Annotated in this window: 23 protein-coding genes and 1 other RNA gene; 14 read left to right on the top strand and 10 right to left on the bottom strand. The window is 66.4% G+C overall.

Going from position 1 to position 22,643, the window contains the following annotated elements; translation table 11 throughout:
• Window positions 1–20: 20 nt before the first annotated feature.
• The 3 genes from ruvA to ACQR1E_RS23960 form a co-directional block, all read right to left on the bottom strand.
• Window positions 21–638: a Holliday junction branch migration protein RuvA gene (gene ruvA, locus ACQR1E_RS23970; protein WP_008961684.1), complete on the bottom strand. Its 618-nt coding sequence runs from the start codon at window positions 636–638 to the stop codon at window positions 21–23.
• The gene (gene ruvC, locus ACQR1E_RS23965) at window positions 635–1,162 is read right to left on the bottom strand and encodes a crossover junction endodeoxyribonuclease RuvC (protein ID WP_315713924.1); all 528 of its coding nucleotides are present in this window, start codon (window positions 1,160–1,162) and stop codon (window positions 635–637) included. Before ruvC ends, ruvA begins: the two co-directional genes overlap by 4 nt.
• Window positions 1,163–1,235: 73 nt before the next feature.
• A complete protein-coding gene (locus tag ACQR1E_RS23960) occupies window positions 1,236–1,982 on the bottom strand; it encodes a YebC/PmpR family DNA-binding transcriptional regulator (RefSeq protein WP_315713923.1) in 747 nt (248 codons plus the stop codon).
• Between the two features lie 222 nt (window positions 1,983–2,204).
• Between ACQR1E_RS23960 and ACQR1E_RS23955 the strand changes: the two genes are divergently transcribed.
• Both ACQR1E_RS23955 and ACQR1E_RS23950 read left to right on the top strand, forming a co-directional pair.
• Entirely contained in the window at window positions 2,205–3,953 is a 1,749-nt protein-coding gene (locus ACQR1E_RS23955) for a methyl-accepting chemotaxis protein (RefSeq protein WP_315713922.1), read from the top strand.
• Between the two features lie 45 nt (window positions 3,954–3,998).
• Window positions 3,999–5,429 carry a methyl-accepting chemotaxis protein gene (locus ACQR1E_RS23950; RefSeq protein WP_315713921.1) on the top strand — a complete coding sequence of 477 codons (1,431 nt, stop codon included), beginning with the start codon at window positions 3,999–4,001 and terminating at the stop codon, window positions 5,427–5,429.
• A gap of 9 nt (window positions 5,430–5,438) precedes the next feature.
• On the opposite strand, the gene ACQR1E_RS23945 is transcribed toward ACQR1E_RS23950, so the two are convergent.
• From ACQR1E_RS23945 to ssrS, 3 genes are all read right to left on the bottom strand, one after another.
• The gene (locus tag ACQR1E_RS23945; RefSeq protein WP_315713920.1) at window positions 5,439–6,263 is read right to left on the bottom strand and encodes a TIGR00282 family metallophosphoesterase; all 825 of its coding nucleotides are present in this window, start codon (window positions 6,261–6,263) and stop codon (window positions 5,439–5,441) included.
• A 1-nt stretch (window position 6,264) separates the two neighbouring features.
• Window positions 6,265–6,846, bottom strand: coding sequence for a 5-formyltetrahydrofolate cyclo-ligase (locus ACQR1E_RS23940; protein ID WP_315714372.1), 582 nt, complete (start codon window positions 6,844–6,846; stop codon window positions 6,265–6,267).
• 110 nt (window positions 6,847–6,956) lie between these two features.
• Window positions 6,957–7,118: non-coding RNA, 6S RNA (gene ssrS, locus ACQR1E_RS23935), on the bottom strand.
• A gap of 1,058 nt (window positions 7,119–8,176) precedes the next feature.
• Between ssrS and ACQR1E_RS23930 the strand changes: the two genes are divergently transcribed.
• Both ACQR1E_RS23930 and ACQR1E_RS23925 read left to right on the top strand, forming a co-directional pair.
• Window positions 8,177–8,632 (top strand): DsrE family protein, encoded by a 456-nt coding sequence (locus tag ACQR1E_RS23930; protein ID WP_315826031.1) that lies wholly within the window; start codon window positions 8,177–8,179, stop codon window positions 8,630–8,632.
• 116 nt (window positions 8,633–8,748) lie between these two features.
• Window positions 8,749–9,996: a TAXI family TRAP transporter solute-binding subunit gene (locus ACQR1E_RS23925; protein WP_315713918.1), complete on the top strand. Its 1,248-nt coding sequence runs from the start codon at window positions 8,749–8,751 to the stop codon at window positions 9,994–9,996.
• Between the two features lie 318 nt (window positions 9,997–10,314).
• Here ACQR1E_RS23925 and ACQR1E_RS23920 read toward each other — a convergent pair whose 3' ends face one another.
• Entirely contained in the window at window positions 10,315–10,956 is a 642-nt protein-coding gene (locus ACQR1E_RS23920) for a glutathione S-transferase family protein (protein ID WP_316193527.1), read from the bottom strand.
• 3 nt (window positions 10,957–10,959) lie between these two features.
• Window positions 10,960–12,228, bottom strand: coding sequence for a serine hydrolase domain-containing protein (locus tag ACQR1E_RS23915; protein ID WP_434897642.1), 1,269 nt, complete (start codon window positions 12,226–12,228; stop codon window positions 10,960–10,962).
• Between the two features lie 211 nt (window positions 12,229–12,439).
• Here ACQR1E_RS23915 and ACQR1E_RS23910 point away from each other — a divergent pair, with 211 nt between their 5' ends.
• Both ACQR1E_RS23910 and ACQR1E_RS23905 read left to right on the top strand, forming a co-directional pair.
• The gene (locus ACQR1E_RS23910) at window positions 12,440–12,643 is read left to right on the top strand and encodes a hypothetical protein (RefSeq protein WP_434897641.1); all 204 of its coding nucleotides are present in this window, start codon (window positions 12,440–12,442) and stop codon (window positions 12,641–12,643) included.
• 161 nt (window positions 12,644–12,804) lie between these two features.
• Window positions 12,805–13,191: an ester cyclase gene (locus ACQR1E_RS23905; protein ID WP_315713914.1), complete on the top strand. Its 387-nt coding sequence runs from the start codon at window positions 12,805–12,807 to the stop codon at window positions 13,189–13,191.
• Between the two features lie 138 nt (window positions 13,192–13,329).
• Here ACQR1E_RS23905 and ACQR1E_RS23900 read toward each other — a convergent pair whose 3' ends face one another.
• Together ACQR1E_RS23900 and ACQR1E_RS23895 are read right to left on the bottom strand one after the other, a co-directional pair.
• The gene (locus tag ACQR1E_RS23900) at window positions 13,330–13,713 is read right to left on the bottom strand and encodes a cell division protein ZapA (protein ID WP_284423241.1); all 384 of its coding nucleotides are present in this window, start codon (window positions 13,711–13,713) and stop codon (window positions 13,330–13,332) included.
• Entirely contained in the window at window positions 13,710–14,060 is a 351-nt protein-coding gene (locus ACQR1E_RS23895; protein WP_315713913.1) for a DUF4164 domain-containing protein, read from the bottom strand. The genes ACQR1E_RS23900 and ACQR1E_RS23895 overlap by 4 nt, the downstream gene beginning before the upstream one ends.
• A gap of 268 nt (window positions 14,061–14,328) precedes the next feature.
• Between ACQR1E_RS23895 and tkt the strand changes: the two genes are divergently transcribed.
• From tkt to ACQR1E_RS23855, 8 genes are all read left to right on the top strand, one after another.
• The gene (gene tkt, locus ACQR1E_RS23890; protein ID WP_316193525.1) at window positions 14,329–16,314 is read left to right on the top strand and encodes a transketolase; all 1,986 of its coding nucleotides are present in this window, start codon (window positions 14,329–14,331) and stop codon (window positions 16,312–16,314) included.
• 213 nt (window positions 16,315–16,527) lie between these two features.
• A complete protein-coding gene (gene gap / locus ACQR1E_RS23885) occupies window positions 16,528–17,535 on the top strand; it encodes a type I glyceraldehyde-3-phosphate dehydrogenase (protein ID WP_316193524.1) in 1,008 nt (335 codons plus the stop codon).
• Window positions 17,536–17,640: 105 nt separating this feature from the next.
• Window positions 17,641–17,784, top strand: a complete 144-nt coding sequence (locus ACQR1E_RS23880; protein WP_315713910.1) for a hypothetical protein — start codon at window positions 17,641–17,643, stop codon at window positions 17,782–17,784.
• Window positions 17,785–17,810: 26 nt separating this feature from the next.
• A complete protein-coding gene (locus ACQR1E_RS23875) occupies window positions 17,811–19,001 on the top strand; it encodes a phosphoglycerate kinase (RefSeq protein ID WP_315713909.1) in 1,191 nt (396 codons plus the stop codon).
• A gap of 46 nt (window positions 19,002–19,047) precedes the next feature.
• The gene (locus tag ACQR1E_RS23870; RefSeq protein ID WP_315713908.1) at window positions 19,048–19,299 is read left to right on the top strand and encodes a hypothetical protein; all 252 of its coding nucleotides are present in this window, start codon (window positions 19,048–19,050) and stop codon (window positions 19,297–19,299) included.
• Window positions 19,300–19,495: 196 nt separating this feature from the next.
• The gene (fba, locus tag ACQR1E_RS23865) at window positions 19,496–20,563 is read left to right on the top strand and encodes a class II fructose-bisphosphate aldolase (RefSeq protein ID WP_316175432.1); all 1,068 of its coding nucleotides are present in this window, start codon (window positions 19,496–19,498) and stop codon (window positions 20,561–20,563) included.
• Between the two features lie 374 nt (window positions 20,564–20,937).
• A complete protein-coding gene (locus ACQR1E_RS23860) occupies window positions 20,938–21,960 on the top strand; it encodes a class I fructose-bisphosphate aldolase (RefSeq protein WP_315826025.1) in 1,023 nt (340 codons plus the stop codon).
• Entirely contained in the window at window positions 21,960–22,637 is a 678-nt protein-coding gene (locus ACQR1E_RS23855) for a thiamine phosphate synthase (protein ID WP_315826024.1), read from the top strand. The genes ACQR1E_RS23860 and ACQR1E_RS23855 overlap by 1 nt, the downstream gene beginning before the upstream one ends.
• Window positions 22,638–22,643: the final 6 nt, after the last annotated feature.

Raw genomic sequence — 22,643 nt, 5'->3', positions numbered from 1 at the left:
CCCGGCCGGGCGACGATAGCCTATTTCGCCAGCTCCTTGAGGCCGAGGCGAATGAGTTGCGCGGTCTCGGCCTTGTCGCCGGCCGCGCGTGACGCGGCGGCAATGGCGGCAGCCGCCTGCGGCTGGCCATAGCCGAGATTGATGAGCGCGGAGATCGCGTCCGCGATCGGCTGCGGCGCGCGGGATTCTTCGATGGCGCCGGACAGCCTGACGACACCGGGATCGACATCGGCGAACGCCGGCGCCTTGTCCTTCAGCTCGGTGACGATGCGCTCGGCGACCTTGGGGCCGACGCCCGGCGTGCGCGCCACCGCGGCCTTGTCGCGCAGCGCGATCGCATTGGCGAGGTCCGCCGGCGGCAGAGTGCCTAGGACCGCGAGGGCGACCTTGGCGCCGACGCCCTGCACCGTCTGCAAAAGGCGAAACCATTCCCGTTCGACATCCGAGCGAAAACCGAACAGCTTGATCTGGTCCTCGCGCACATAGGTCTCGATCGACAATGTGGCGGCTTCACCGGGCGACGGCAAGGCCTGCAGCGTCCGCGCCGAGCAGTGCACCTGGTAGCCGACGCCGCCGACGTCGAGGATGACGAAATCCTCCGCGTAGGAATCGATCAGCCCCTTCAGCTTGCCGATCATAGCCCGGCCACCTTCATGCGCAGCGCCTGGCCCTGGCGGTGATGGGCGTGGGTGATGGCGATGGCGAGCGCGTCCGCCGCGTCGGCCGACGGCGGCTCGGCCTTCGGCAGCAGGATCTTCAGCATCACCGCGATCTGGCCCTTGTCGGCATGACCGGCGCCGACCACGGTCTTCTTGACCTGGTTGGGGGCGTATTCGGCGACCGAAATTCCGAACATCGCCGGCGCCAGCATGGCGATGCCGCGGGCCTGGCCGAGCTTCAGGGTGGCGACGCCGTCCTTGTTGACGAAGGTCTGCTCGACCGCGGCTTCCATCGGCGCGAACCGGCCGAGCACCGCCGATAGCCCCTCATGGATCGCCAGCAGCCGGCTCGCCAGCGGCAGATCATCGGGCGGCTCGACCGAGCCGCAACCGACATAGATCAGCCGGTTGCCCTCGCTCTCGATCACGCCCCAGCCGGTGCGGCGGAGGCCGGGATCGATCCCGATGATGCGGATTGCTGCGCGAATCGGCTGGGCTTTCATGGATTAGAGATAGCCTCGCGCCGCACCGATGGAAACATAAACGGAACGCACGAACGACGTGGTTGAGCGTCCGTCAACCGCTCATCTTCGCCATCAGGGCGTCCGAGATTTCGAAATTGGCGTAGACGTTCTGGACGTCGTCGTGTTCGTTCAGGAGGTCCATCAGCTTCAGCAGCTTCTCGCCGGTCTCGTCGTCGACGGCCACCGTGTTCTGCGGCTTCCAGGTCAGCGCCGCCTTGCGCGGCTCGCCGAACTTGGCTTCGAGGTTCTTGGCGACTTCATGGAAACTGTCCGGCGAGGCATAGACCTCGTGGCCGCCCTCGCCCGAGATCACATCGTCGGCGCCGGCCTCGATCGCGGCGTCCAGCACGGCATCGTCGGAGGCGACGCTGCGGTCGAATTCGATGATGCCGACGCGGTCGAACATGAACGAGACCGAGCCGGTCTCGCCGAGGTTGCCGCCTGATTTGGTGAAGAAGGAGCGGATGTCGGACGCGGCGCGGTTGCGGTTGTCGGTCAGCGCCTCGACGATGACGGCGACGCCGCCCGGGCCGTAGCCCTCGTAGCGGATCTCGGCATAGTTGTCGCCCTCGCCGCCGAGCGCCTTCTTGATGGCCCGCTCGATGTTGTCCTTGGGCATGTTCTCGGCCCGGGCGGCGACCACGGCGGCGCGCAGCCGCGGGTTCATCGCCGGATCGGGCGTGCCGAGCTTGGCGGCGACGGTAATTTCGCGCGCCAGCTTGCCGAACAGCTTGGACTTCATCGCATCCTGCCGGCCCTTGCGATGCATGATGTTCTTGAATTGGGAATGGCCGGCCATGCGAGGTCTCTTGCAATCGTAGGGGATCAGGTGGGGAAGCGCGGCCTTATAGGCCGGGAATCGTCAAAATCAAAGATTTGAGGTAGTTTCAGGGTGGCTGCCCCCTCCTCGGAGAGCCAGTTGGCTGCCCCGCACCATAAGCCAAATGTTAACCATGGCTTCACAGTCAAGTGCAACGATGCCGCCCCTCTGCACCTTTTCACCCGCACCGGGGCCTACCCCATGGCGTTTGGTTTCTTTGCAAGACGAGCCTCTGCGCCCGAGCCGGTGGCCGAACCGAAGCCGGTGGCCGCGCCGGAGCCGCTGGCGTCGTCGGATGCCGATTCGGCCAAGGCCATCCTCGACCTGCTGGAGCTGGAACTCGGCGGCATGATTCGCCAGCTGGAGCGCGCCGCCGATGCGGTCGCCAGCGGCGCCGAGGCGACGGCGGGGACGCTGACGGACATTCGCCAGCGCGCCGATGCGCTGAGCGGACGCAGCAGCACCGCGCAAGGAACGGCGGCGACGTTCGCCCACGCCGCAGAGAAGGTGACCCAGTCCGCCCACGGTATCCGTGCCCAGGTCCAGGACGCCGGCCAGCTCGCCGACCAGGCCAGCGCCGCCGCCTCGGAAGCCCGGGCCAACGTCGACCGCCTGCGCGAATCCTCGGCGGCGATCGGCAACGTCGTCAACCTGATCTCCCAGATCGCGCGCCAGACCACCTTGCTCGCGCTCAACTCGACCATCGAGGCCGCCCGCGCCGGCGAGGCCGGCCGCGGCTTCGCGGTGGTGGCCACCGAGGTCAAGGCGCTTGCCGTCCAGACCCAGAACGCGACCGAGGAGATCACCCGCAAGATCGAGGCACTGCAGAAGGACGCCGCCGGCTCGGCCGAGGCCGTCCACCGCATCTCCCAGGCGATCGAGGCGATCCGCCCCGTCTTCACCAACGTCAACGGCGCCGTCGCCGAGCAGAACCAGACCACCGGCGAGATGTCGAACAATGCGGCCCAGGCCTCGCAGTTCATATCCTCGGTGGTCGACAGCGCCGCAGACATCAGCAACGCCACCCAGCAGGCCGAGAGCTATGGCGAGCGCGTCACGAACGCCGGCCGCGCCGTGACCATGTACGCCCAGAAGCTGAAGGCGCGCTGCGCCGTGCTGCTGCGGCAGGGCGATCGGCCCGTGCGCAGCGGCAGCGAGCGTCTGCCCTGTCACCTCAAGCTCGAGATCAAGTCGGGCGCACGCACGATCGGTGCGCCGGTCTATGAGATTTCCAACGACGGCCTTCTGATCACCGGCCCGGATGCGAGCCGCCTGCCCGTGAACGAGCGTCTCGACGCCGTGCTGGAGGACGTCGGTCCGTGCCGCCTGCGCGTCACCGAGCAGGTCAAGGCCGGCGCCCAGGCGCGGTTCGATGCGCCAAGCGCCGAGCTGCGCGAGAAGATCGAGGACAAGCTCTGGGCGCTGCATGAGGAGAACAACGAGTTCGTCACCCGCGCCATGGAAGCCGGCACCGAGCTGAACCGGATGTTCGAGAGCGCCGTTGCGCGCGGCGAGATCACGCTCGAGGACATGTTCGATACCAACTATGTCGAGATCCCCGGCACCAATCCGCAGCAGCACCGCAGCCGGATCCTCGACTGGGCCGAGCGCGTGCTGCCGTCGTTCCAGGAGGCCTTCCTCGCCAAGGACCAGCGCATGGCGTTCTGCGTCGCGATCGACCGCAACGGCTATCTGCCGGTGCACAACCGGATCTATTCGCATCCGCAGCGGCCGGGCGATACGGCCTTCAACACCGCCAACAGCCGCAACCGCCGCATCTTCAACGATCCGGCCGGGCTCGCGGCAGGCCGCAACCAGCGGCCCTATCTGATCCAGAGCTACGCGCGCGACATGGGCAACGGCAACACCATCATGATGCGCGAAATCGACGTGCCGATCCGGGTTCGCGGCCGGCACTGGGGCGGCTTCCGCACCGCCTACAAATTGTGAGCCAAGCCGTGATTTTCTGATCCTTTCAAGCCCGGGAGTCTGGACATGTCGGTCGCGCAACGCGCCATTCTGGAAAGTCACGACGCGCGCACCGGCGCCGAACGGCTGATGGACGAGATCGCCGACCGCATCGGCGGTCTCGGCGTCGAGCTCGCCGATGTCGCCGGCAACGTCCAGGAGGTCGCCAACCGCGTCAGCTACCAGTCGCAGCGGTTCGGGCATCTCCAGGCCACCGCCAAGACCATGGTCGCGGCCAATCACGACATCGCCACCGCCTCGCAGGCGGTGCAATCGGCCACGACCGCCGCGGTCGGCGACATCGCCCAGTCGCGCAACGTGGTCGACACCGCGGTGCGGCACATCGCCGAATTGGTCGAGTCCGTCGAGCGCATCGAGCAGCGGCTCGGCTCGGTCGGCGATGCGCTGTCGCAGGTCGCCAAGGTCTCGGTCGCGATCGAGGCGATCGCCAAGCAGACCAACCTGCTGGCGCTGAACGCAACCATCGAGGCGGCCCGTGCCGGCAGCGCCGGCCGGGGCTTCGCTGTCGTCGCGAGCGAGGTGAAGTCGCTCGCCGAGGCGACGCGGCAGGCCACCCAGGAGATCGGCGATACCTTGCGCGGGCTCGACTCGCAGGTGAAGAGCCTGCTCGGCGAGAGCGGCCAGGCCTCCTCCCGCGCCAAGACCGCGGGTGAAGGTGCCCAGCAGATCGGCGGCATCATCGTCCGCGTCCAGGACGGCTTCACCAGCGTCGGCCAGGAGATCGACGGCGTGGCGAAGGCCGCGACCTCCAACCTCGCGCATTGCGACGCCGTGATCAGCGAGCTCAACGAGCTCGCCAAGGGCGTCGACCAGTCCTCGGTCGAGCTCAAACAGGCCGACAGCCGGATCGCCAAGCTGCTCGATCATTCCGAGGCGCTGATCGGGCTGATCGCCGAGAGCGGCGTACAGACCGCGGACGCGCCGCTGATCAAGACCGTCGTCGACACCGCCCGGCAGATCTCGGCGACCTTCGAAACGGCGATCGACCGCGGCGAGATCACGCTCGCCGACCTGATGGACGAGAGCTATCGCGAGATCCCCGGCACCAATCCCAAGCAGTACATGACGCGCTACGTCGAATTCACCGACCGCGTTCTGCCGGCGATCCAGGACCCGATCCAGGGCAGCGATCCGCGCATCGTGTTCTGCGTCGCCTGGGCGCGCGGCGGCTACCTGCCGACGCACAATCCGAACTACCGCAAGCCGCAGGGGCCCGATCCGGTCTGGAACAACGCCAACTGCCGCAACCGCCGGCTGTTCGAGGACCGCGCGGTGAAGAAGGTCGCCGCCGCCAGCAACAAGCCGTTTCTGCTGCAGACCTACCGCCGCGACATGGGCGGCGGGCAGTTCGTGCTGATGAAGGACCTCTCGGCGCCGATCTTCATCAAGGGCCGGCATTGGGGCGCGTTCCGGATGGGTTTTCGGCTCAAGGCCTGATCCAGGCTCTCATCCTCCCCAGAACGAAGGCTTCGCCGGCGACAGCCGGCCGCCGATGCGCACCGGCGCGATCTTGATCGCAAGCCCGGTGCCGTTGTCGGTCTCGACCGCCACGCCGCTCAACGTCGCCTCGCCGGAGGCCGGCTCGAAGCGCGCCGACGGGATGCCCGACTGGAAGCGGCGCAGCGGCTCGTCCTTCTGCATGCCGATGATGGAGTCGTAATCGCCGGTCATGCCGGCATCGGTCATGTAGGCGGTGCCGCCGGGCAGGATCTGGTGATCGGCCGTTGGCACATGCGTATGGGTGCCGACGACGAGGCTGGCGCGGCCGTCGCAGAAATAGCCCAGGCCCTGCTTCTCGCTGGAGGCCTCGCAATGCACGTCGACCACGATCGCATCCGCCGCCTCGCGCAGCGGGCAGGCGCCGAGCTCGCGGCCGACAGCCGCGAACGGGTCGTCGAACGGCGTCATGAACACGCGCCCGAGCACGTTGACCACCAGCGCGCGGGCGCCGTTCTTGGCGTCGACCAGCGCCGCGCCACGGCCGGGCGTGCCCGCCGGATAATTCGCAGGGCGCACCAGGCGCGGTGCGCGCTCGATGAACACCAGCGCCTCGCGCTGGTCCCAGGAGTGGTTGCCGAGCGTGACCGCGTCGGCGCCGGCGTCGACCAGCTCCTGATAGATCGCCTCGGTGATGCCGAATCCGCCGGCCGCGTTCTCGCCATTGACGATGACGAGATCGAGCGCCCAATCGCGGATCAGGCCTGGCAGGTGGTCCGAGACGGCGCTGCGGCCGGCCCGGCCGACGACGTCGCCGACGAAGAGAATTCGCAACTCAATTGCTCCGGAAATCCAAGGTCTCGCGCTCGGTTAGCACATAATCCAGCGCCGCGTCGTGGGCCAAGGCCGGGATCGCCTCGGTTTCCTGCACGGCAAAGCCGAGGCCGACGCCGATGAGGTGATGCGATTTACGCAAGTGCGAGAAGGTGTAGTCGTAGTAGCCGCCACCGTAACCGATGCGATGGCCGGTGCGGTCGAAGGCGGCGAGCGGGACCAGCATCACGTCCGGCACCAGTTCGGCCGCAACAGGCGACGGCTCGGGGATACCGAGCGAGCCCAATGTCAGCCGATCACCCGGCGACCACGCCCGGAAGGAGAGCGAATGGCCGCGGGCCAGGATGACCGGCAGCGCCAGCCGCGCGCCCTTCGCCGCCAGCACGCGCATCAGCGGCACCGGATCGAGCTCGTTCCGAATCGGCGCATAGCCCGAGACCACCTGGCCCGGCTCCAGCGCGAAGGGGAGCCCGCGCGCCGCGATGGCCTGCGCGGCGGCGCTGCGCGCCTCGTCGCTCAGCGCGTCGCGCGCGGCGAGGGCTGCAGCCCGCAGCTGCTGCTTGGTGTGCTGGACGGCCTTCATCGGCATGCGGCGGGATCTCCGTCAAGAGCTCGCGGACGCGGGCACTCCAACGTTCTCAGAAACGCAGCAGATCGGCAATCAAGGGGACAGAACAGAGGGAGAGAGACAAGCGCGAAGCCGCAATCGCCGTTGAAACGCTCGATCCCGGAGTTCCCTACGAAAGTAGGTGGGCACCATATGTCCAGGTCCACGGACCTGGCCAGGGACAGTTCCCTAAAGGATCGATAAGGCCCCGGGGATATGTTGGTTCCGGACGCGCGTCGCAGCCTCGCTGACGCAATGTAACCATGGCGGGGTGATTTTGCCAGCGGTGGAAGCGGATTGACGCGCGCTGCCGTTGTCCAACCTCGGCGTCGTCGCCCGGCTTGACCGGGCGCCCCCGTACGCCGAGGCAGCAGTGGTTGAGCCGACAGGCCGCGGCGTACCGGATCGCCCGCTTTTCGCGGGCGATGACAGTTGTCGGGTGGTAGGAGCCGGGCCGAACACGGCAGAGCAGATCAGAATAGGCATGGCATCGCGTCCTCGTGGCGCTCGGCGTCCGAGTTGTTCATTTGGCTCGCCCTCTCGACACAGAGGGCACAGGGAAGGCCGGGCGTCGGCTGACGCCCGTGGCCCGCCTGCGTAAAAAATGCAGGCGGCAGGTACCACAGGTGCAGCCGGAAACACCCGGCCTTCCCTGCGCGACGGTTTGAACGGCTGCTTCGCGATCTCCCTGGTGCGCCGGGCTTGTTGGCCACCATGCGCGACAACGCGCTTGCGCGCGTTGCGCGGGACACCAGCATCGGGGTGTCAGGACCACGCGACTTGACCGTACGTGCATCGCCGTTCGTCCGCGCGATCAACTCACGCTGCGGCAATCCACGCCCATCGCATCCCACTGCCAACGCCTCGTGACGGTCGCGACACGCCCCTCATGCGGCAGCAGGACGAGCGGAAGCATCCGCCTGATTTGCCCGACACGGCAAGCCATGCGGCCTGCGACATCGTAACGCGACGGGCAGTTTACGCATGATCGACATGCGCGGTTTGCCCGTCGTGCAGTTTACGACGTGCATCTGCTCCCGTGCCGCCAGCTCAACATTCCGCCGTCGTCCCGGCCTCGCGCGCCCTTGCGCCGAGGCAATTCAGGATCTCTCCGCAGATGCAGCCTGTATTGCTTCGCCTCGCCACTGCGCTCGCAATGACGCCGTGGTGATGACGGCGCTCCCGCGGCAGCGCCGCGTCGGCAGCGCATAGTCTTGCCACGATTCAGGCTCATCGACTTGGAGCTGAGGTTGTGGCAGATCATGCCTACATCCCAATGCCCTGTATCGTACATTGGAGTCCTGGCATGCGCTTCGATCTCAAAACCGTCACGGCCGCCTGCGCGCTACTGATCGCGTCGGCTGCTGCGAGCCTCGCCGCCGACGTCAAGATTCATCGCGTCTCGATCCAGGTCGATCAGAACGATCCGGCGATCATGAATCTCGCGCTGAACAACGCCACCAACATCATGGAGACGTTCAAGGAGAAGGGCGAGGAGGTCGAGATCGAACTCGTCACCTATGGACCCGGGCTGAACATGCTGCGCGAGGATACCTCGCCGGTGAAGGACCGGCTCAAGCAGATTGCCGAGCTCAGCTTTCCCGCCAAGATCAAGTTCTCCGCCTGCAACATCACCAAGCGCGGCATGGAGAAACGCGAAGGACATCCGATTGCGATCGTCACCGAAGCGAGCCTGGTGCCATCGGGCGCCGTCAGGCTGATGGAACTGCAGGAGAGCGGCTGGAGCTACCTGAAACCTTAGGTAGTTTGTGCCCCAAAACTGCCAGCTTTAGGGCTCATTGAGATACGACCTTGGATTGAGCTGTGTCATCAGTCTGCTCGGGGGATGGCGAGCAGACGCGATCGGGGACTAGTCACATGCACAGAGTACTCGCCCGGCCGGCGCTGCTGGCGCTGGCAACGCTTTCGGCTGCCTTGCTCACCCCCGTCGGCGCGGTGCTTGCGCAAGGGCAGTCCGCCGCTCCGCTCTCGATCAAGCCTGCGCGCGCGTCGGAACGGCGGGCCGTCGAGCCGCGGGTCTCCGAGACCCGCGCGCCCGAACCACGGAGCGCCTCGGACGAAGCCGCCATCAAGACGCGCATGAACCAATGGACCGTCGGCCTGGCCGCGGGCCTGCCCGACGGTGGCTTCGTGCGCTTCGCCAGCGAGATGGCGCGGACCATGGACGACGGCGACAACATGCGCCTGATCCCGATGGTGACGCGCGGCACCACCTCGAACATCGCCGACCTGCTCTATCTGCGCGGTGTCGACGTCGCGATCACCTATGCCGATGCATTCGACTTCTATGCCAGGCAGGCAGGCCTTTCCAACATCAACGACCGCATCCGCTACGTGCTGCGCTTCTTCATCTCCGACGTGCACATCTATGCGCGCGAGGAGTTCAAGTCGCTGCAGGACCTGAAGGGCCAGAAGGTCGCGGTGGGCACGGCGGGCGTGGCCGCCGCCCACACCGGCCCACTGATCTTCCGGCGCCTCGGCATCGACATCGAGCCGGTCGCGGTCGGTGGCCCCGTCGCACTGGAGAAGCTGCACAAGGGCGAGATCGCCGCGATGGTGTATGTCGCCTCCAAGCCCGGCGAACTGTTCAGCGGCAAGAAGGCGGATCCTGGATTCCACTTCGTGCCGGTGCCGTACACGCAGCAATTCTCGGACTTCTACTATCCGACCAGCATCAAGGCCGACACCTATCCGGGGCTGGTCGCACCCGACACCGCCGTGGAAACCATCGCCGTGCCGTCGGTGCTGGCCGTCTACAACTGGAAGCCGGGCAGCGACCGCGCCGACCGCGTCAACCGCTTCGTCGACACGCTGTTCACCAACCTCGCGCGGCTGCAGCAGCCGCCGTTCCATCCGGGCTGGAAGGATCTCAATCTCGAGGCCCAGGTGCCGGGCTGGCAGCGCTATCCGTATGTCGACGCCGTGCTGGAGCGGATGAAGAAGGAGGCCAATGTCGGCCTGCCGCCCGCCGCGGCCGGCAGTCTCTCGCAGCAGGAGCGCTTCGATGCCTTTCTCGAATCGCAGGCCAAGGCGCCGACCTCGAAGGCGGAGAAGGAGGAGCTGTATCGCTCCTTCCTGGACTGGAGCCGCAAGCGGCAGAAGTGAGCAGGCGATGGGCTGATGACAGCGGGCGAGGTGGTGGGCTGTCGACCATAAGTTCATTTGCATTCTCGCCCTAACGCTGGCGTGTTGCGAGACGCTGAAAAATAGTGAGACGAGACATGGCGGCTCGGGCAGTCAGCTCTCTCTCCCTGTTCTCGCGGGGAGAGGGTTGAGGTGAGGGGCCGACGCACGGGGAGTGCACGTCGTGAGACCTGTACTCCCTCACCCGGATTGCATCTGACGATGCAATCCGACCTCTCCCCGCAAGCGGGGCGAGGTACACCGAGCAAGCCGCCAAAGCGATCTTCCGACCCGCGACGATCAGCTCAACAACAACGCCATCCCCGGATCCCCCTTGGCCATCGCGCGCTGATAGGCCGGGCGCGCAGCGATGCGGGCGAGATAGGCGCGGATGTTGGGGAAGGGTCCGAGATCGTAGGGCAGGAAGTAGCGCATGGTGGTAAGCGAGAACACGGTCATGATGTCGGCGGTGGTGAGCGCGTTTCCCGCGAGATAATCCACCTCGCCGCAACGCGCCTCGACCAGCGCGAAGGCACGGTCGAGCCTCGCCCTGATGGCGCCGAGAACCGGATTGTCGTCGGGCAGATGCAGCCGGTTGAGGATCATCAGTCGGCCCATCGCCGCCTGCAACGTACCGTTGGCGAAATGAAGCCAGTAGAGGAACGGCGCGAAGCTGGGATCATCAGGCCCAGGCCGCAAGCGGTCTTGGCCGTAGGTCGCGGTGACGTAGTCGACGATCGCGCCGGATTCGGCGAGCACGAGATCGCCATCGGTGATCACGGGCGCCGCGCCGATCGGATGCAGCGCCTTGTACTCGGGCGGCGCCAGCATCGTCCGGGCGTCGCGCGTGTAGCATTTCAGTTCGTACGGAATTTCCAGCTCCTCGCAGAGCCAGACGATACGTTCGGACTGCGACTTGCCGAGGTGATGAACCGTGAGCATGCGCTATTTCACCATCGCGCCATAGACGATGTCCTGCACCTGCTCGCGATAATATTTGCGCAAGTCCCCGGGCGCCGCCGTGCCGACCACGACGACGAGACGCTCCCTGGGATCGCAGAAGAACTGCGTGCCATAGGCGCCGTTCCAGCTGAACTCACCGGGATTGCCGGGCACCGCCGACAGGCCCTCGCTGACGCGCACGGCGACGCCGAGCCCGAAGCTGAAGCCGGCGCGATGCGGCTCCACATTGGCGACGGTGTTCTTGATCTCGGGCCCGAGATGGTTGGAGGTCATGTGGTGCACCGTCTTCGGACTCAGGATGCGCGCGCCGTCGAGCTCGCCGCCATTGAGCAGCATCTGGCCGAAGCGGACGTAGTCGCCGATGGTGGCGAACGAGCAGACGCCGCCGCAGTCCGACTTGGTCGGCGTGTCCAGCAGCTTGATCGCCTGCGGCTTGCCGGTCAGCGGATTGTTCGGAAACGGATGCGCCAGCCGCGGGCGCTGTGCGTCGGTCGGCGCGAACGTCGCATCGGCCATGCCGAGCGGCTTCCAGAGATTGGCCGACAGATATTCCCCGAGCCGCTGCTCGCTGACCTTCTCGATCACGGCGCCGAGCACGTCGATGGAGAAGCCGTATTCGAACTGCGTGCCGGGCTGATGCGCCAGCGGCAGCTTGGTGATGCGCTCGATGAACGCCTGGGTGTCGCCTTCGATCGCAGGCGCGGTGCCGTCGGGATAGAGCCGCGCCACCGCGCTCGAGCTGTCCGGCCGGCCGCCATACATCAGGCCCGAGGTGTGGCGGTAGAGATCATGGATCAGGATGGGGCGGGCCTGCGGCACCAGCAGCAGCGCTCCGTTCTCCTGGGTGACGCCGACCTTCATGTCGGCGAATGCCGGATAGTAGTCGGCGAGCCTGGCCTGCAGCGGCAGCCGCCCCTGCTCCATCAGCATCAGCCCGCCGACCGCAGTCATCGGCTTGGTCATCGAGGCCAGGGCGAAGATCGCGTCGAGCGGCATCGGCGTGCCCTTGACCGGATCGAGCTGGCCGTAGGCCTTGTAATGCACGAGCTTGCCGTCACGCGCGATCGCCACGACCGCGCCGGGCACGCGCTTGGCGGCGATCTCGCGAGCGAAGAAATCATCCATGCGTGCGAGACCCGCCGGCGAGAAGCCGACCTCGTCGGGCTTGGCTTCCGGCAAGGGCGCGGCAGCGACCGGCGCAATGATCGTTGTGAGCGCGACGGCCGCCGCCGCGAGGATCAGCTTGTTCAAGTGCACCTCCCTGATGTGCGGACGATCCCGCTTGTCTCGCAGGATTCGACAAGTCCGCTTCAGGAAGGAGTAAGGCAGCCCGTAGCGAACGACAAGCGCTCGCAACACGATCGCATCGCGATGACGTGATCGGCTTCGCTGCCGCACAATGGCGAATCCGCGCGACCAATCGAGGGGGACGGGTGAGACGCGCTGACACGCGAGATCACGCATGCTGAGGACGATCGGACTCATCCTTCACACGCTCTGGGCCATTTGTACGCTTGGGACCGGTGCCTTCGTCGGCGCAGCCGTCGGCTTTCACTATCATGGCTGGATCGGCGCCATTGTCCTTGGCGTCATTGGCCTCGGCGTCGGTAGCCTGGCCGCGGCCTACCCGCTGGAGACGATCGCGACGCTGTTGGAGGGTCTTTGACACGAGGGCCATGTAGCCCGCATGAGCGAAGCAACGTCCGGGAAAGCGCAGGCCCCGAGATGGTCTCGGATATCGCTGACCTTCATTGAGGCTACGGGCTGGGAACCGCCTTGCCGGCCACGTGTTGTCCGGTGCAACGCGTTCGTCCAAACAGCCGCGCCATGACCGGACCCGAGCTCGCCAATCACTATCGCGGCTATATCGTGTGCCTGAATGCGCAGGCTTGGCCGCAGCTCGGCGATTTCGTGCACGAGCACGTCGTTCACAACGGCCGGCAGCTCGGACTCTCCGGCTATCGCGACATGCTGATCGGGAACTTCGCCGACATTCCCGATCTCCGTTTCAACATCGGCCTGCTGCTATCAGACCCGCCCCGCGTCGCGAGCCGGCTGTACTTCGACTGCACGCCATCCGGCGAATTTCTCGGGCTCGCCATCGACGGCCAGCGCGTCGCCTTCACCGAGAACGTGTTCTACGAATTCCGCGAGCGCAAGATCGTGGAGGTGTGGTCGGTCATCGACAAGGCCGCAATCGAGGCGCAGCTGTGAATGCGAACGCGCGGCGGCACCAGCCGCCCCAATGGGCTCAAGGCCGGGACGACACCTTGGATGAGGCGGCAAGTCAGTCAATCGCTGATGGAGAGACTCACAACACGATGATACGTTGTCGCGAGGGCTTGAATCGTCTCACCCGATCGCCACACCACCGCCGATGGTGCGGTTCAGCACCTGCGTGGTGCGCTCGATGCGCTCGGCGGCGGCGTTCAGCGCCTTCGCCACCGCGACCTGCGTGGCACGGGCGCGGTCGCTGGCCTGGTTGCGGACGTTGCGCAGGCCTTCGAGCTCCTGCTCCAGCACCTGGACGCGCTGATTGGCATCGATCAGCTCATCGCACACGGTGAGCGCCGCCATCACGGTGAGCCGGGCGTCGCCGATCTCGCCGAACTTGCCGCGCAGATTGGTGATGCGCGTCTCGAGACTCTCCGCGAGCTTCAGCAGCCGCAGCTCCTGGCCCTCCTCGCAGGCCATGCGATATTGACGGCCGTTGATGGTGACGTTGATGTGGCTCATTCCTCGTCCTCATCATCATGGGCGGCGTCCTGCCCGTCGCCGCCAGCGAGCACCGCGCGGATGGTGCCGATCGCGGTGTCCAGGCGTTCGGCGATCTCGCGGTTGGTGCGCTCGAGCCGGCGCGTCTTCATCAGGGAGCCGTCGAGCTCGTCGGCGAGACGCGAGCGGTCGGCGCCGAGCGCCTGGATGCGCGTCGCCAGCTCGTCCTCGTCACGATCCGCCTCGCGCCGCCGCTCGACCGCGCTCTCCAGCGCGTCGAGGGCCGTCATCAGTCGCCGCGTCGCCGCCTCGAGATCGGCGGCGCCGGGTTCCACCTGGCCGGTAAGATTGGCAGGGTGATCGTTCATGGCACGGATGCGAGGCCCTCGGAGCAAGCGGGATGCGACAAAAGCGCTGTCCGGCAAGCGGTTACGGGCAAAATCTTACGTGGTGGGCGAGCCAAGCGCAACGCTCGGCCGAAACTATGCACTACTAAGCAACTTTTGGGAGGTTCCCGGCGTTGCAGAACCTTTGATTCCCGGAACCGAGGTGCTAATCAGCCCGCAAAATCCCGGCCCGCCAGCAATACCGGCGGCGCTCCTGTCATCAGCATTTCACGTTTGGACGGATTCCAGCATGACGCAGGTCGATCATTCCCGCATGGCCAACGCCATCCGCGGGCTCGCAATGGACGCCGTCGAGAAGGCGAAATCGGGCCATCCTGGCCTGCCGATGGGCGCGGCGGACGTCGCCACTGTGCTGTTCACCCGCGTGCTGAAATACGATGCCGCAGCGCCCGCCTGGCCGGACCGCGACCGCTTCGTGCTGTCGGCCGGCCACGGCTCGATGCTGCTCTATGCGCTGCTGTATCTGACCGGCAACGAGGAGATGACGCTCGACCAGATCAAGCGCTTCCGCCAGGTCGGTTCGCTCACCCCCGGCCATCCGGAGAATTTCCGCACCAAGGGCATCGAGACCACCACCGGCCCGCTCGGCCAGGGCATCTCCACCGCGGTCGGCATGGCGCTGGCCGAGAAGATGCTGCAGGCGGAATACGGCAAGAAGATCGTCGACCACCACACCTATGTGCTGGCCTCGGACGGCGACCTGATGGAGGGCATCTCCCAGGAAGCGATCGCGATGGCCGGGCACTGGAAGCTCAACAAGCTGATCGTGCTGTGGGACGACAACGGGATCTCGATCGACGGCCCGCTGTCGATCGCCGACTCGGTCGACCAGGTGAAGCGCTTCAAGGCGTGCGGCTGGGCCGCCGAGCTGATCGACGGCCATGATCCCGAGGCGATTGCGGCCGCGATCGCGCGGGCGCAGAAGTCGTCGAAGCCGTCGCTGATCGCCTGCAAGACCACCATCGGCTACGGCGCGCCGACCAAGGCCGGCACCTCCAAGGTGCATGGCGAGGCGCTCGGCGCGGAGGAATTGAAGGGCGCCAAGGAGAAGCTCGGCATTTCGCAGGAGCCGTTCTCCGTGCCCGACGACGTGCTCGCCGCCTGGCGCGAGGCCGGCCGCCGCGGCGCAACCGCACGGGCGGAGTGGGAGACCCGGCTCGGCGAGATGGGCCCGCGCAAGCGCGCCGAGTTCGAACGGCGGCTGCGCCACGAGCGGCCCGCCGCGCTGGCGAAGGCGCTGAAGGACCACAAGAAGGCGCTGCTGGAGACCCCGCTCAACGTCGCCACCCGCAAATCGTCGGAGGCCGCGATCGAGGTGATCGCAGCCGCCATGCCGTTCGAGTTCGTGGCCGGCTCCGCCGACCTCACCGGCTCCAACAACAACAAGGCGAAGTCGGCCGTCTCGTTCTCGGCCAAGACGCCGAAGGGACGCTTCATCCATTACGGCATCCGCGAGCACGGCATGGCCGCCTGCATGAACGGCATCTTCCTGCATGGCGGCTTCGCGCCGAACGGCGCCACCTTCCTGGTGTTCTCGGACTACGCGCGCGGTGCTATGCGCCTGTCGGCGCTGATGGGCGCGGGCGTCGTCTATGTGCTGACGCATGATTCGATCGGCCTCGGCGAGGACGGCCCGACGCACCAGCCGGTCGAGCATCTGGCCGCGCTGCGCGCGATCCCGAACATGCGCGTGTTCCGGCCGTGCGACGCGGTCGAGACCGCCGAATGCTGGGAGCTGGCGCTGAACCGCACCAACGGCCCGACCGTGCTGGCGCTGACGCGGCAGAACCTGCCGCAGCTGCGCACCAATGCGCCGGCGGACAACCCCTGCAGCCGGGGCGGCTACGAGCTCGTCGCCGCGCAGGGCGAGGCCAAGGTCTCGCTGTTCGCGACCGGCTCCGAGGTCGAGATCGCCGTTGCGGCGCAGAAGCAGCTCGCCGAGCGTGGCATCCCAGCCCGCGTCGTCTCGGTGCCGTCGCTGGAGCTGCTGCTCGAGCAGCCGGCCGAAGCCAGGGCCAAGATCATCGGCAATGCTCCGGTCAAGATCGCCATCGAGGCCGCGGTGCGCTGGGGCTGGGGTGCGGTGATCGGCCAGGACGGCATCTTCATCGGCATGCATTCGTTCGGCGAGAGTGGCCCGGCCAAGGAGCTCTACAAGCATTTCGGCATCACCGCCGAGGCGGCTGTCGCGGCGGCCGTACAGCGGCTGGCGTAAAGCCCGCTCGCTCCTGCGCGGCGGTTCACCAAATCAGGAGCGCCGCGCGAACATGATTCGCGACGGTTGAGCGAGCGCAAAAAAAGGACTACGAAAGGGCCATATCGTCCGCTCGCGCCCGGCAGAACCGGGCGTCAACAGGTCCAAACCCTCGTAGAGCCCTTGCCAGGGGCCGGCTGCGAGGGACGAGAAACGTCATTGAAGGAGACGAAAATGGCAGTCCGGGTCGGGATCAACGGGTTTGGCCGCATCGGCCGCAACGTTCTGCGCGCCATCGCGGAATCGGGTCGCAAGGACATCGTGGTGGTCGGCATCAACGATCTCGGCCCGGTCGAGACCAACGCCCACCTGCTGCGCTTCGACAGCGTGCACGGCCGCTTCCCCCATACCGTGACCGTCGACGGCGACACGATCGATATCGGCAACGGCAAGATCAAGGTCACCGCCGAGCGTGATCCGTCGAAGCTGCCCTGGAAGGACCTTGGCGTCGACATCGCGCTGGAATGCACCGGCATCTTCACCTCCAAGGACAAGGCCTCCGCGCATCTGACCGCCGGCGCCAAGCGCGTGCTGGTCTCGGCCCCGGCCGACGGCGCCGACGCCACCATCGTCTACGGCGTCAATCACACGACGCTGACCAAGGATCACCTCGTCGTCTCCAACGGCTCCTGCACCACCAACTGCCTGGCGCCGATCGCCAAGGTGCTGAACGACACGGTCGGCATCGAGACCGGCTTCATGACCACGATCCACGCCTACACCGGCGACCAGCCGACGCTCGACACCATGCACAAGGATCTCTATCGCGGCCGCGCGGCGGCGATGTCGATGATCCCGACCTCGACCGGCGCGGCCAAGGCGATCGGCCTGGTGCTGCCCGAGCTGAAGGGCAAGCTCGACGGCGTCGCGATCCGGGTGCCGACGCCGAACGTCTCGGTGGTGGATCTCAAGATCGTCGCCAAGCGCAACACCGATCCGAAGGAAATCAACGAGGCGATGAAGCGCGCCGCCGAGCAGGAGCTCAAGGGCGTGCTCGGCTACACCACCGCGCCGAACGTCTCGATCGACTTCAACCACGATCCGCACTCCTCGACGTTCCACATGGACCAGACCAAGGTCATGAACGGCAACCTCGTGCGCGTGATGTCCTGGTACGACAACGAGTGGGGCTTCTCCAACCGCATGGCCGACACCGCCGTCGCGATCGGCAAGCTGCTGTAACTCTCTCCCAGTCATTCCGGGGCGCCTCGCAGAGAGGCTCCCGGAATCTCGAGATTCCGGGTGTGGTCCTCCGGACCGCCCCGGAATGACGGCTGAGGAAGCGCGATGACCCTTCCCAACTGGCTTGGAATCCCCGGCGCGCTGCTGCTGATCGGCTTGATTGCCTATGGTTTCCGCCAAGGCATGCGGGTGACGACGAAGCAGGAAGGCGACCCGCCGGAAAACACCAACGGCTACAATCAGCCCTGATAGTCCCTCGTTCAACGGTGGCTTCAATGAAACAATTCCGCACCCTCGACGACGTCGATGTCAAAGGCAAACGCGTGCTGCTGCGCGTCGACCTCAACGTGCCCATGGAGAATGGCCACGTCAGCGATGCGACGCGCCTGGAGCGCGTCGCGCCGACCATCAATGAGATCGCGACCAAGGGCGGCAAGGTCATCCTGCTCGCGCATTTCGGCCGGCCGAAGGGGCGCGATGCCAAGGACTCGCTGAAGCCGGTCGCCACTGCGCTCTCGCAGGTGATCAAGCGTCCTGTCGCCTTTGCCGACGATTGCATCGGCGAGCCGGCGGCGACCGCCATCGCCGCGATGAAGGACGGCGACGTGCTGTGCCTGGAGAACACGCGCTTCCACAAGGAGGAAGAGAAGAACGATCCGGCGTTCGTCGCCGAGCTCGCCAAGCTCGGTGACATCTGGGTCAACGACGCCTTCTCCGCCGCGCACCGCGCCCACGCCTCGACCGAGGGCCTCGGCCACAAGCTGCCGGCCTATGCCGGCCGCACCATGCAGGCCGAGCTCGACGCGCTCGACAAGGCGCTGGGACGGCCGGCCAAGCCGGTCATCGCGATCGTCGGCGGCGCCAAGGTCTCCACCAAGATCGACCTGCTGGAAAACCTCGTCACCAAGGTCGATGCGCTGGTGATCGGCGGCGGCATGGCCAACACCTTCCTGCATGCCCAGGGCGTGCAGATCGGCAAGTCGCTGGCTGAGAAGGATCTCGCCGCCACCGCGCTCAGGATCATGGAGAAGGCCGAGGCCTCGAACTGCGCCATCATCCTGCCGGTGGATGCCACCGTCTCCTATCACTTCGCGGCCAACTCGCCGTCCTTCGCCTATGGCCTCGACGCCATCCCGCCGGACAGCATGATCCTCGACGTCGGCCCGCAATCGACCGCCCGCATCCATGCCGCGATCGACGACGCCGCGACGCTGGTGTGGAACGGTCCGCTCGGCGCCTTCGAGCTGACCCCGTTCGACCGCGGCACGATGGTCGCCGCCAAGCACGCGGCCGAGCGCACCAAGGCCAAGAAGCTGGTCTCGGTGGCCGGCGGCGGCGATACCGTCGCCGCGCTCAACCAGGCCGGAGTTGCTTCGGACTTCACCTATGTCTCGACCGCCGGCGGCGCTTTCCTGGAGTGGATGGAAGGCAAGCCGCTGCCGGGCGTCGAGGTGCTGAAGATCTGATTTCTCGAACGTTGTCGGCCATGGATGTTTCCGTTATGTTCCATCCATGGTCGAGACTCCGACAGACCATTCGATCCTGATCAAGATCCAGGAGAGCATTGCTGCGCTCCGGACAGAGGTCGGACAGTTCAGGCTGGATAATCGAGCCGAGCACGAGCGCATGGAAGCCTTGATCCGCAGGCAGCGTCGGGACTCTGCCGGCATGCTGGTGATGATGCGCGCGGCCGCCGGTGACTTAGACGTGCGTGTCACCGAGGTCGAGGAACGCATCACCGCTCTTGAAGCCAGGAAGACCTGATCTCCCATCGTTGAGCTACCGGCAACGCGCCAGCCCTACGCGCTAACCCTAGACGTATCCTGACCGCCTCCTCCTCCAGGCTGCGTCGCCACTGCCCTTGGAATCCGCCCACCACCGCGTTATGCACGGTGCAGCAGTTTCGGCGCGTGCGCATCCTGCCGCACGGTCCAATCCTTAATCTCAGGGAGTTCCAGCCATGGCTCGTATCACGTTGCGTCAATTGCTCGACCACGCGGCGGAAAATGACTACGGCGTCCCGGCCTTCAACATCAACAACATGGAGCAGGCGCTGGCGATCATGGAGGCGGCCAATGCGGTCGACGCGCCGGTCATCATCCAGGCCTCGCGCGGCGCCCGCTCCTATGCCAACGACGTCATGCTCAAGCACATGATGGACGCGGTCACCGAGATCTATCCGCACATTCCGGTGTGCGTGCATCTCGATCATGGCAACGGTCCCGACACCTGCATGACCGCGATCCAGTCCGGCTTCACCTCGGTGATGATGGACGGCTCGCTGAAGGCCGACGGCAAGACCCCGGCTGACTGGGACTACAATGTCGGCGTCACCAAGACGGTCGCCACCATGGCGCATCTCGGCGGCATCTCGGTCGAGGGCGAGCTCGGCGTGCTCGGCTCGCTCGAGACCGGAATGGGCGACAAGGAGGACGGCCACGGCGCCGAGGGCAAGCTGTCGCACGACCAGCTGCTGACCAATCCGGACGAGGCCGTGAAGTTCGTGCGCGAGACCCAGGTCGACGCGCTCGCAATCGCGATGGGAACGTCTCACGGCGCCTACAAGTTCACGCGCAAGCCCGACGGCGACATCCTTGCCATGAACGTGATCGAGGAGATCCACCGCAAGCTGCCGAATACGCATCTGGTGATGCACGGCTCGTCCTCGGTGCCGCAGGATCTGCAGGAGATCATCAACACCTACGGCGGCAAGATGAAGCCGACCTGGGGCGTGCCGGTCAGCGAGATCCAGCGCGGCATCAAGAACGGCGTACGCAAGATCAACATCGACACCGACAACCGCATGGCGATGACCGGCCAGATCCGCAAGGTGCTGTCGGAGCACCCGGAGGAATTCGATCCGCGCAAGTACCTGAAGCCGGCGATGGAGGCGATGGCCAAGCTGTGCAAGCAGCGCCTGCAGGAGTTCAACACCGCCGGCCAGGCCTCGAAGATCAAGCGCGTGCTGACGACGGCCGAGATGGCCAAGCGCTACGCCAAGGGCGAGCTCGCCCCGAAGGTCGCGTGAGCGTTCGTCGTGTAGTTCGACCTTCGCCCTGAACTCGGTGTGCTCCCCTCCCCCTTGCGGGTAGGGCTATCGCATCTGGCGCTTTACGTCTTGCGCCCGCCTTTTTCCACTTCGTCATGGCCGGGCTTGTCCCGGGCATGACGGAGTAACTCGTTGGCAGCAGTTCGTGCCGCGATTGCCGAATTTCGTCAAATGCGATCGCCCTGCCCGTACGGGGAGGGGAGCCGACTGCCGCTGAGTTGACAAGGTTGCACCATCAGCAACCTCCCCTTCACCTCTCCGAGAGTCCGCCTCACCTGCGGCCAATGTTTGCTCGGCAACCGCCCGAGAACCGTCTATTTTGATGGGCAGGGCAGGTGCGTCTGGAGCCAAGCATGAACCTCTCCGCACTGAACACCACGGCCCTTGCCATGGTCGCGCCGGGCAAGGGCATTCTCGCCGCCGATGAATCCACCGGGACGATCAAGAAGCGCTTCGATGCCATCAAGGTCGAATCGACCGAACAGAACCGCCGCGACTATCGCGAGATGCTGTTCCGCAGCGCAGGCATGTCGTTCATCTCCGGCGTCATTCTCTATGACGAAACAATCCGGCAGAACGCCGCCGACGGCACCCCGCTGGTGAAGCTGATCGAAGCGGCCGGCGCCATTCCCGGCATCAAGGTCGACGAGGGAACGCAACCGCTGCCCGGCTGCCCCGGCGAGCGGGTCACGGCCGGGCTCGACAGGCTTGCGGATCGGCTGGCGACGTACTACGCGCTGGGTGCGCGCTTCGCCAAATGGCGGGCCGTGATCGATATCGACAAGGACAATATCCCTTCGATGACAGCGATCCATGTCAACGCGCATGCGCTCGGCCGCTATGCCGCCCTGTGCCAGGCCGCGAACATCGTGCCGATCGTCGAACCGGAGGTGCTGATGGACGGCGATCATGACATCGCTCGCTGCTTCGACGTCACGCGCCGCGTCCTGAACGAGGTGTTTCGTGAATTGCGCATCCAGCGCGTCGCGTTGGAAGGCATGATCCTGAAGCCCAACATGGCGGTCCCGGGCAAGCAATCGCCGGACCAGGCCGGGGTGCAGGAGGTCGCCGAAAGGACCGTCCAACTGCTGAAGGAATGCGTGCCTGCGGCGGTGCCCGGCATCGCCTTCCTGTCCGGCGGACAATCCGACGAGAGCGCGACCGCGCATCTCGACGCGATGAACCGGCTCGGTCCGCTGCCCTGGAGGCTGACCTTCTCCTATGGCCGTGCGTTGCAGGCCGCGCCGCAACAGGCATGGGCCGGCAAGGCGGCGAACGTCGCTACCGGCCAGCGGGCCTTCACCCACCGCGCTCGCATGAACGCGCTTGCCAGCCGCGGCCAGTGGACCGCCGCGCTCGAGAAAGAGGCCGCCTAGTGTCCGGCAAGACGACATCCGCGCGGCCCGCGCCGCGCCTGTATCTGGCAACGCCGGTCGTGACCGACGCGGCGGCGCTGGCCGCCGGCCTGCCGGCGATCCTCGCCAGCGCCGATGTGGCAGCGGTGCTGGTGCGGCTGAAGGAGAGCGATCCGCGCAGCATGATCACGACGGTCAAGACGCTGGCGCCGGCGATCCAGGGCGCCGGTGCGGCGCTGCTGATCGACGGCCATCCCGACATCGTGGCCCGCGCCGGCGCCGATGGCGCGCATCTGACCGGCGTCGCCGCGCTGGAAGAGGCGCTGCCCGGCCTGAAGCCGGACCGCATCGCCGGCTGCGGCGGCCTGTCGACACGGCATGATTCGATGCGTGCCGGCGAGCTTGGCGCCGACTATGTGCTGTTCGGCGAGCGCGACGCGCAGGGCCGGCGGCCCTCGCCGGATGCCGTCAACGAGCGCCTGGCCTGGTGGGCCGAGCTGTTCGAGCCGCCCTGCGTCGGCTATGCGATCTCGCTCAAGGAGGCCGCGGACTTCGTCGCCGCGGGAGCCGATTTCGTGCTGGTCGACGACCTCGTCTGGAACGACGCCCGCGGTCCGGCCGCCGCTCTTGACGAGATCAGCGCCGCGATCCGGAGCGCGCATACGGCCGTGCCGGCCGACGCGCCGGGACAGAGCTGAACGGCC

The sequence above is a fragment of the Bradyrhizobium sp. HKCCYLRH1030 genome, from assembly GCF_051168395.1.
Taxonomy (GTDB): Bacteria; Pseudomonadota; Alphaproteobacteria; order Rhizobiales; family Xanthobacteraceae; genus Bradyrhizobium.
Note: the sequence above shows the minus strand (reverse complement) of the source record. Positions and strands in the feature narration are given on the sequence as shown.